Origin of the sequence: Streptomyces actuosus, assembly GCF_016921115.1 — a bacterium.
GTDB classification, from domain to species: Bacteria; Actinomycetota; Actinomycetes; order Streptomycetales; family Streptomycetaceae; genus Streptomyces; species Streptomyces actuosus_A.
The window spans coordinates 1-9,203 of record NZ_JAFFZS010000073.1; the positions used below are offsets into that span (position 1 = coordinate 1).

4 protein-coding genes and 1 pseudogene are annotated in these 9,203 nt (G+C 69.3%); all 5 read right to left on the reverse strand.

Annotated elements, in window-relative coordinates; genetic code table 11:
* A pseudogene (locus JS756_RS35285) lies at window positions 1-888 on the reverse strand (hypothetical protein); the annotation flags it as partial.
* Window positions 888-1,601 carry an AAA family ATPase gene (locus JS756_RS35290; protein WP_240204855.1) on the reverse strand — a complete coding sequence of 238 codons (714 nt, stop codon included), beginning with the start codon at window positions 1,599-1,601 and terminating at the stop codon, window positions 888-890. The pseudogene JS756_RS35285 and the gene JS756_RS35290, both read right to left, overlap by 1 nt.
* Complete coding sequence (locus JS756_RS35295; protein WP_205387357.1) at window positions 1,576-3,099, reverse strand: TnsB C-terminal domain-containing protein; 1,524 nt, start codon at window positions 3,097-3,099, stop codon at window positions 1,576-1,578. Before JS756_RS35295 ends, JS756_RS35290 begins: the two co-directional genes overlap by 26 nt.
* 269 nt (window positions 3,100-3,368) lie before the next feature.
* Complete coding sequence (locus tag JS756_RS35300) at window positions 3,369-5,372, reverse strand: PE-PGRS family protein (protein WP_205387358.1); 2,004 nt, start codon at window positions 5,370-5,372, stop codon at window positions 3,369-3,371.
* A 243-nt stretch (window positions 5,373-5,615) separates the two neighbouring features.
* Entirely contained in the window at window positions 5,616-8,336 is a 2,721-nt protein-coding gene (locus JS756_RS35305; protein WP_205387359.1) for a DEAD/DEAH box helicase, read from the reverse strand.
* Window positions 8,337-9,203 lie beyond the last annotated feature (867 nt).

Genomic DNA, 9,203 nt, shown 5'->3' on the forward strand with positions numbered 1-9,203 from the left:
CGTGGTCGTCGCCGTGAGCGTCCTGGCGCTCGGAATGGCGGTGATCTGGCGGAGAGCTGAGCGTGCAAGGCGCCGGCTTGACTGATCTGATCGCTCAACCGGTCCACAACTATTGACAATTACTCCTGCGTGGAGGGTCAGGGCTGTGGCGTGCAGGGGGTGCGCCACGGTGTTCAGCCGGGCGGCGAGGACGTCTGCTGGTGTGCGGCTCTGCCTCCGGGCGGGCGGTGCGCCGCCCTTCGTGGAGGTGAGATCGGGCGCGCCTGGGCACCCGGCGCGTTTCGGACGGTCTGTCACCACGCCGTCCGACCACGCCGGGGAGGTGATCCACTGCGCGTCGTCCGGGCTGGAGGCTGGTTGGGTGGTCGCTTGCTGTCCGGCGCTTCGCGTGCCGTCCGGTGAGTGGCCCGTGGTGCGGTCCAGGACCGCACGGGCCTGGGGGAGGGTGTCGACGAGGCGGTACGGGGTCTGTTCGAGGAGCGTTCTCAGGGCGGGGCCGGTCGGCCGGTGCCAGAGGAGGCTGAGGCGGATGCCGCAGCGTTCGCGCAGGGCGAGTAGTTGTTGCTGGCGGGCGGTGGTGAGGTGGTCGGTGCGGCAGACGATGAGATGCCCGATGCGGTGGGTGAGGATCCAGGCGGCGACCGCGTCCAAGGCGGGGCGCTGGGAGTCGGCCCACGTCCCGTACGTCTCTCCGCCTTGGGGGAGTCGCTTGCCCAGGGCGTAGAGCAGGTCGTGGGCGAGGGCGGCGGGTGCTCCGTTGGCAGGGCTGGGGTCGACGGTCAGACGTCCCAGGACTGGGTCGTGTGCTGCATGCGCGGCGGCCGTCCAGCTGGGGTGGTCGTCTTTGTCGACGAGGACAGTGACGGCCGGGAGGACGCCGACCTGCACTACATGCCGTGGTTGGTGATGTTGGCCCAGTTGCGGAAGCTGCCGTGGGCGGCCTGCTTGTCGATCGCGTCGATCAACGCGGTGTCCACGTCTGTCCAGACGGGGTGGAAGGCGGGGATCGTGGCGCGGACCTCGTCTTTGGACATGCGGGTGAACTCCTGCCAGATGAAGATCCTGGAGGCCAGCATGGGTTCGCGGCGCAGGACCTTGTAGCAGCCGTCGCCCCCGGCGAAGATCACGGCGATGTTGGTGCGTTTGTCGTCCCACAGGTGGCGCCAGAACTCGAACCCGGTCTTCTTCATCCACTGCGCCTCATCACAGACCAGGACCCGGAACTCCTCGGCGAGCGCCTCCTTGAGGAGGGTGTCGAACTCGATCGGGCGGGCCGGCGGCTCACCGGGCAGCCCCAGCGCCTGGAAGAGACCATGGCGGATGTCTCTGGGGGTCGGTCCGGCCCGCAGCTCCAGGCGGTGGGTGATGTCCGGGGCGAGATGACGCAGCGCGGAGTTCACCGACATTGTCTTGCCGGATCCGGCCGGCCCGTAGACGCACATCATGGCCTTGGCCTCGATGACGGCCTCGATGTTGTCCCGGGTGGTCAGCAGCGTGTCGGTGCCGACCAACTGGGCCTGCTCCAGGCCCAGGAAGTGGTCTTCGCTCTCGTCGGGCAGCAGCCCGTAGTCCAGGTCAGCGATCATCAGCTTGGTCCTCATCACGAGTGGGTGTGCGCGGGGGCCTGGGGCGGGCCCAGGTATCGGGTGCGGGGCCGTGCGGAACCAAGTCGGGACGGGCCAGCGCACGGCGGTCCGTCTGCGCCGCTGCTCCCAGTTCCTCTTCGGCCTGCGCGGAGGTCGGGGAGACGAGTGGACGAGGCGGGGCCGCGGTGGTGGAGGCCTCGAAGCGCCGCCGACGCAGCTTCTCCGCGGCTTTCAGATCGGCCTTGAGTCGCCGGGCGGCCGCGGTCCGTGCGGCCTGGACGGAGCGGATCTGCTCCCGGCTTGCCGCGGCGGCCAGGAATGCCGACCCGAGATGGCGTCCGGTCGCCGCGTCGAAGACCTCGATGGTGTCGTCGTGGTGGGGCAGGTGCCGTACCGAGACTTTGGTGCCGGTACGGCCGTTCATCCACGGGGCGAGGTAGTCCCGGCGGCGCCACCGCACCCCGCTGGTGCTGATCGTGTACGTGCGGCCGTCGTCCTCCAGGGCGAACGTCGCCAGCTGCCCGGCGGACACATCCGTGAGCGGTGTCGCGTCGGCCTGCCACGCCTGGAGGGGGGTTTGCCCGTTCAGCGCGGCGGGACGATGGAGGGTGTTCCACCAGGTCACCCAGTCCAGCAGCAGTCCCACGAACGCCTCGTAGGTCAGGGGCGGGGCGTCGGGGTCGGCGAGCCGGCCACCGGTGAGTTTCTGGCGGCCGGAGTAGCGGGGGAGCGAGACGAGGAACATCTCCTCCACCGCGTCGTTCAGCGCCTCGATCGAGCCCTTCAAGTGCGGGCTGTAGGCGGGCAGATCGGTGACGGGGACGGCGAGCGCGCCCATCGCCGCGGTGACCGTCGCGCACAGGAACTCCTTGCCGCGATCGACCCGGATCTGACCCGGCAGCCCGCCCACCGGCCCGAACGGCTCGCTGCGGGTGATCGCGATCCGCAGGGACGCCAGCACCGCGTCCCGGCTCGGAGCGTGCGCGGTGACCGCCACCCCGGTGATCGCCTTGGTGGCGCAGTCGATGAACCAGGTCACCCACGGTGTGGCCAGCTCGCCCTCCACATCGACCTCGACGGGCACATGCTTGTGGTCGCCCTCCCACGCCGCGTTGCGGTGCGTCGGTGGGCGCTGCCCGAACACGTCGTGAGCACGGCGGGCGGCTTCCCCACTCTTCAGCCCGGCCCGCTCGCCGCGGGTCAGGTCCCGGCGGATCGCCCGGTGCAACGTGGAGAGCGAGGGCACCGCGGGAGCGTTCGGATCGTCGGCTGCCCGCTGTACCAGCTCGGCGTGGACTCGTGAGGCGTTACCGCCCCACAGCGCCAGCAGCCGCCGGATTTCCGTGGTGACCGTGAAATGGGGCGCCTCCACCCGTGCGAGGCGGTGATCCTTGCGGGCAGCGGCCAGCCACCGCCACACTGTCCGCTCCGACTTCCCCAACGCCTGTGCCACCAGGCGCACATGCGCGGCGCTCAGCTCACCGCGGCTGTCGAGGTCCAGCAGCCGGGGCATTGCCGCCGCCCGGCCCGCCACCGGCGGAAACACGGCCTCCGGGCTGCCTTGCTGATGCTCGCCACGGCTTCCCGGCACACGCGGCCCCTCTCGCCGAGTACGGGACAGCACGGCCTGCTGTCCTGGTCCCAGGTATCCCAGCCCTTCGGCACCCAACTGACCGGAATCGGCATACGACTGACAGCAACCATCGCCATCCGATACAGCCGGCCCGCCTGCGAGGCCGCACGCCAGCCCAACCCTCTCGATCCCGGAGGCATGACGGCTTCTTACGGTCCTGGTGTGACCGGGGCCGGATGCTGGATCCGCTGGAGCATCTGTTCCATGACAGGGACGGGCAGGGCGGGGTGTCGGGCCGCGGTTTGTGCGGTGTCGGCGTCCCGCAGCAACCGGATTATCACCCGGGCGGGCAGCCTTGGATGCAGGGCGGCGGCGTAGCGGACACGTTCGTGCGGGTCGTCGAGCAGCCGGACCGCTGATGCGGGCGAAAGGCGTGGGTCGGACGCGGCCCGGTGCCGTACTTCCTCGCTGCTGTCCCGGCTGAACGTCTCCACCAGCTCTGGCGTGGACTTTGGGTCGTCCAAGGCCAGCTGGCGCATTCTGGCGTTCGGGTCGTTGGCGTAGCGCAGCAGGTCGCGGCGGGGGAAGTTGGGGTGGCCGTGAGGGCGGTCGGGGGTACTGAGGCTGCCGGTCCACCACTGCCACACCCGCAGGAGCATGTCAGCGGGCGCGTCGTCGCAGGATTCCGCGAGGAAGAGCTGGACGACGCGGTCGTCGTCGCGGGCGAGGCGTTCGACGACGTCCGCAGGCAGGTGCCGGGCCCGGGCAACGCTCCTGCGTATCAGGGGGTGGGAGGAGGCGGCCAGGCGGCGCATGGCGCCGGGATCCTCGTGCAGTGCCATGACCCAGTCGAGCGGGTAGTAGTGCACGCGCGGGTCGAAGTCGATGGGGATGCCCGCCCGCTGCTCCTCGGTGATGTCGGCGCGTGTGGCCACCACGAAGCGGACGTTCTCGTCAGGGTCCTGGGCAAGAAGTCCGACCAGGTCCGGGTCCAGGTGCGGGTTGCCCGCGAGAGAGCTGCGCTGGGCCGGCTCTCCGTGGCGGGCCAGGTGTTCGGCGAGGCCGTGTTCGAGGCGGCAGGACTCCACCGCGCGCTCTCGGACTCCTTCGGTATCGAACACCGAACGGGGCATCGGGTGCTCTCGGTGGTACCGCAACAGCGCCTCGATGCGCACTTTGCCGGAGGGATCGCTCAGAAGCTTGCGCCGGGCCGGGCCGTCCAGATGAGGCCAGGCCCTTTGGCAGGCTGAGGCGCGTACAGAGGGATCGTCGTCGCCAGCCAGCGCGGTCAGTATCCGTACGGGCAGTCCGCGAAGACGAGCTGTCTCTTCCCGGACCCGGACGGAAGGATCCGTGGCGAGCTGCTCGTACGCGGCGCCGGTGAGCTCGGCGCGCTGGTCAGCCGCCAGCAGGGTGAGGATCCAGCGGGGCCGGGATTCCCGCTCGCCCAGGATCAGACGAGTCCACTGCTCCGCTGTGAGGCCCGGCTGGGCCTCGGCCAGCAACTGCCTCACTTTCCCATCCGGGTGGACGATGGCCGCCTCGACGACCGCTGCAGGCAGACGCCGCCACAGCAGGAAGTGCGACACACCAAGGAGACGGGCACGCAGATCATCGGGGGTGGCCGGGTTGAGTGCCAGCCCGTGCGCCCACATCTCACGCACCCTCTGAGAAGACCCCGGCCCCTGAAACAGCGATGTCCAAGCGGCTGCCCGCTCCCGTGGGCTCTCCTGGGCCGCCGCCCGAGCGGCTTCCTCTTGCCGCTCTCGCAGGTGGTCCACGACGATCAGCCATACCTCGTCTTCTTCAGTGGTCACTCCCAGCAGGGTGTCCCCGTCCATCGCGAGGGTGACGAACTCCGGCTGCCCGGGCCGCTCGCCCAAAACTCCGGCGAGGTCCCACTGCTCCGTGAGCTGCACCCGCGTCCAAGGCCTGGGCGCGCAGCCTGTCCAGTTGCCCGCGACGTCGATCAGGAAGACACCATCCCCGCCGAAGATCCCGCTCTCGGTCCCGAGCCGGTGCCACTGCGCATTGAGCTCGGCGACCAGGTCCGCTCGGTCTGCCCTCACACTCACGGTCGGCCTGGCTTCTCCCGCGACGACCAGGCGCCACGCGGCCCGGGGCGGCACTACCTCCTCGGTCCTCCAGCCACCCGCGATGTGCAGCCCGGTGCGGCGCAGCATCGCCATCAGCTTGTCTTTTTCGCCCGTCATGGCTGCTCATCCTGCCCGACCCTGATTCCTTCCCCTCCAACGGCAGACGGGTAGACACCAACCAAGAGCAGATACCGGTCCAACGTGGCCGCCACCCCTCTCGTGCAGTGGCCTGCCCCGGCCTGCCGCTGGTCTCGTTCGCCGCGTTCCGCAAAGGCCAACAGCAGAGCCGCAGGCCGCTCACTCACCCGGTGCCGCTCGCGCATCTGGTCGGCCGCAGGAACTTTCCGCTGACGGCCGCCGTCACACCCACCGCATGCCCAGCTCAGCGAGCGCTGCCCGCTGCTCCTGGGTCAGCTTGTCCCGCCTCGCCCGGGTGTTCGAGACCCATACACCCAGTTTCACGACTACCGGCTCCGTCTGGCTGTCGACCGCGATCTGTTCGCTGTGGCCGCGGGGAACAGGCCGATGGCCTTCCCGTTCGACCCATTGTGCGAGGGCCGCGAGGCCGCGTTGGAACGCCTGCTGCGCCTTGCTCGGGGCCTTCGTCGCGCGACCGGCTGCCGGACCGGGGAACGGTGCCTCGGCGGGCTTGATGCCCAGTGTGGACAGCCTCTCCTGCTGCTCGCTCGACAGCAGCTTCCAGTTGCCCGGTTTCTTCTGTCGTTGGAGCCATCGTCCGAGGTCGTCGCCTTCGTAGAGGACGCCGGGGGCGATGTCGGGGAGTCGGCCGTGGGGTTCGTCGGCGGCGAGGTCGGCGAGGATGCGGTAGTGGCGTTGCCAGTCCAGTGGCCACGGGCAGGTCCAGTCCGGGTCGATCGCGGTCAGCTGTGCGGCTCGGGCTGCGGCACGTTGCGGGTTTTTGCCGAGGCCGTCCTTGCGGCGGAGGTTGGCCATGTGTTCCCCGACCGGGACCGGTGCGCTGTCGGAGTCCCCCCATACGGTGTCGCCCCAGATGGCGTCGCGCTTGGGGGCGAGATGGCCGTGGGCGCGGTGGTACGCCCGCAGTAGCGCCAGTTTCTGCTCCCAGGCTTCGTCGCCGGGTTCCCACACCATCCCGGCCTCGTCGAGGAGGGTCTTGCGGTGCTCGTCGAGTTCACCGGCGCGGTATGTGCGTCGCTGCTGGTGGACCCACCGCCCGAGGGGGAATGCCTTGGTGGCGCCGGCCTCGGTCTCGGTGTCGTAGGGGACGGCGTGCAGGCCGGTGATGTGGTTGTCCTTGCGCCAGTGCAGCAGTGCCTGGTAGCCCTCGAGCCAGACCAGTGACTCCGGGCGGTACACCCGGGTGCGCAGGAACGCCGCGATCGTCGCCGCGTCCCTCGGGGTGGAGAAGTGCAGCAGCGCGGACTCCACGGCGCCCTCGGTCTCGTCTGGCCCGCCTTCTCCGTCGGCCGTGGTGCCGATGATCCGCCCGTCCTCGTCCCGCTTCACGTGCACGTGCCGCTGCCCGCTGCTCAGCGCCCGGCTGGCGAGCTGTTCGACGAGGCGTTCCGAGTGTGAGCGCAGGCCCTGGAGGACGGCTACCAGGGGTGCGAACGAGGCGGAGGCGACCATGTCGGTCGGGTCCTCGCCGGGTTTGAGGAAGACGGGCACGATGATCCTGGCGGTCTTGGCCGTGCCGTCGGGGTTCGGGCGCAGCGCCCGGCCGATGTTCTGCACGATCTCCACCTGGGAGCCGCGGGTGTCGGCGAAACACACCGCCTCCACGCCCCGCTCGCCGACGATGTCGACGCCTTCGCCCAGCACCCGGACGGAGGCGAGGAAGGCCCGGTGTACGCGTCGGCCCGCGGCGTCGACGCCGTCGGCGAATTGTCGTAGGGCTTCGCGTCGTTCGGCGACGAGATGGTCGCCGCACAGCCATGCCGACCACACCCGCTCCGGGCGTACGTGACGGCCAGCCTCCAGTTCGTAGAACTCCGCGTCGATCGACGACTTCGGCAGAGCATCCGCCTCGGCCAGAGCCTGGTCGGAGACCTCGGCCGCGTACAGCTCGGCGGCCGTCTGCGGCATCTTCTCCGCGAACGCCATCGCCTCCTCCACCCGCTGGTGGAAGGTCATGACCGTGCGCAGGTTCCGCGCGGCGGCATGCTCCAGGAGCGCCGTCTGCAGCAGCGCCAGCCGCCGGCCCCGCTGCGCCTCCTCCGATGGTTCCTGGACGGGGGATGGGTCGTGGATCTCCAGCACATCGATCTCGAACCCGGCGAGGATGCCGCGTTCGATCGCCTCGGACAGTTCGAGCTCGTAGACCCACTCGCCGTACGGGCCGTCCGGGTCGGACGCCATGGTGGCGATCTCCAGCTCCTGCCCGTCCCGGCCGCGCTGCGGCCGGGGGGAGGCGAGGATGCGGGGGGTGGCGGTCAGGTAGAGCCGGAAGGCCGCGGGGATGCGGGTGTTGTCGTGGATCGCCGCCCACGGCCGACCAAGATCACCCGCGGTGGAGTGGGCTTCGTCGACCACGGCAAGGTCGAACGGGGCCATGGTCTGTCCGTACAGCTGCTCTCCGCCCGCCAGAGCAGCCTCCAGCGGCCCGCGAACGCGTCCCTGGCCCAGCGGGTCCTCCGGGTCGTCGCGGTCCACGAGGGAGGCGTACGTGGCGAACACGACCACCGGCCCCTTCCCGGCCCACAGCGCCAACTGGATCGCGTTCGTGGTGGTCCGCACCCCCAGCTGCTCCAGGACGTCGTCCTTTTCCAGCGAGCACACGGCGACCATCGGCCCCGTGTGGCCGACCCTCCGCCACGCCTGGGCGGTCTGCACGAGCAGGTCGAGGGTGGGGACCATGACGAGGACCCGCCCGCCACGGAAGCGCTCCAGCGCGGCCCACGCGGCCGTGATCGTCTTACCGGACCCGGTGGCGGACACCACCGTGGCGCGCGCCCCTTCCCCGGGCACAGAGGACCTTGCAGGGAACCCCACCCACCTACGGATACGCGCGGTCGCATCCACCTGGTGCTCTCTGAGCTGGATCACCGACACTCCCAAATTTTCTTTATCGGATAACAAAGAGATGGACGAGTAACACATTCAGGAGTTGCTGCTGATTCCCCTGCTCTCTCATAACTCGGGCCGTCAAACGGGTCATCCCCTATCAATGTTCCACCTGCTCAGAACCCGTCACCGCAAGGCCATTTCGCGACGATCGCCGGTCTGGAAAGGAATTGCCGTACCAAGTCAGGGGCACGATAATAGTGGCCATGACTGAAGACTTCTGCGAAGTCATGTTCCTCCCCGCCTCCCAGTGCGACCACTGCCGAACATTGCGATCCAACCTTCCCCGAAGGGTGTATGTCACCAAAGGCGGGAGCGTTTACCACCGGACACCGAACTGTGAGGGCCTCAAAGACGGTCAGCGATACGCGCAGTGGAAGGGCTACGACACTCATGACGTACAGTCCGTTCCACGCAGCGACGCCCAAGCACAGCTCGGAGCTTGCGAGGTCTGCCGCCCAGACCTCCCGATACCCCCTTACTGAAACCCACCATAGTGAAGGCCCCATTTTTCCCAACTCTACATGCTGCATCACATCGAGTCTGCCTTCGTGCAAAACCTGACCCCAACGAGCACCCCCACCTTTGCAGCCAGCCCGGCCCGCGCCGGCGGGCCTTGACGGTCCGCAAGGCGCAGCCTGAAGGACCGTCAAGCGGGGAAGCGCAGCGGACCCGCCCACCTGGCTGGAGCGTCAGCGGAAGCCAGGTCACGGAACCAAATCCGGTCCACTCCGGGAGTGCAGCGGACGGAGTGGCAACTGACTGCGCAGCAGTCGAGTTGCGCGGGCCGCGCAGCAGCCCGCCGGCGCTCCCGCGGAGCGGGAGCGCAACAACCGTGCGCAGCACGGTTGTTCGCTTGCACATCGCGCAGCGATGTGGTACCCGCGGAGCGGGTACCACATC

What these genes read in the sequence shown, in the direction of transcription:
- JS756_RS35295 (WP_205387357.1), bottom strand. Translation starts at nt 3,099, where the DNA reads ATGCCCCGGCTGCTGGACCTCGACAGCCGCGGTGAGCTGAGCGCCGCG.
- JS756_RS35305 (WP_205387359.1), bottom strand. Translation starts at nt 8,336, where the DNA reads ATGTGTTACTCGTCCATCTCTTTGTTATCCGATAAAGAAAATTTGGGA.
- JS756_RS35290 (WP_240204855.1), bottom strand. Translation starts at nt 1,601, where the DNA reads ATGAGGACCAAGCTGATGATCGCTGACCTGGACTACGGGCTGCTGCCC.
- JS756_RS35300 (WP_205387358.1), bottom strand. Translation starts at nt 5,372, where the DNA reads ATGACGGGCGAAAAAGACAAGCTGATGGCGATGCTGCGCCGCACCGGG.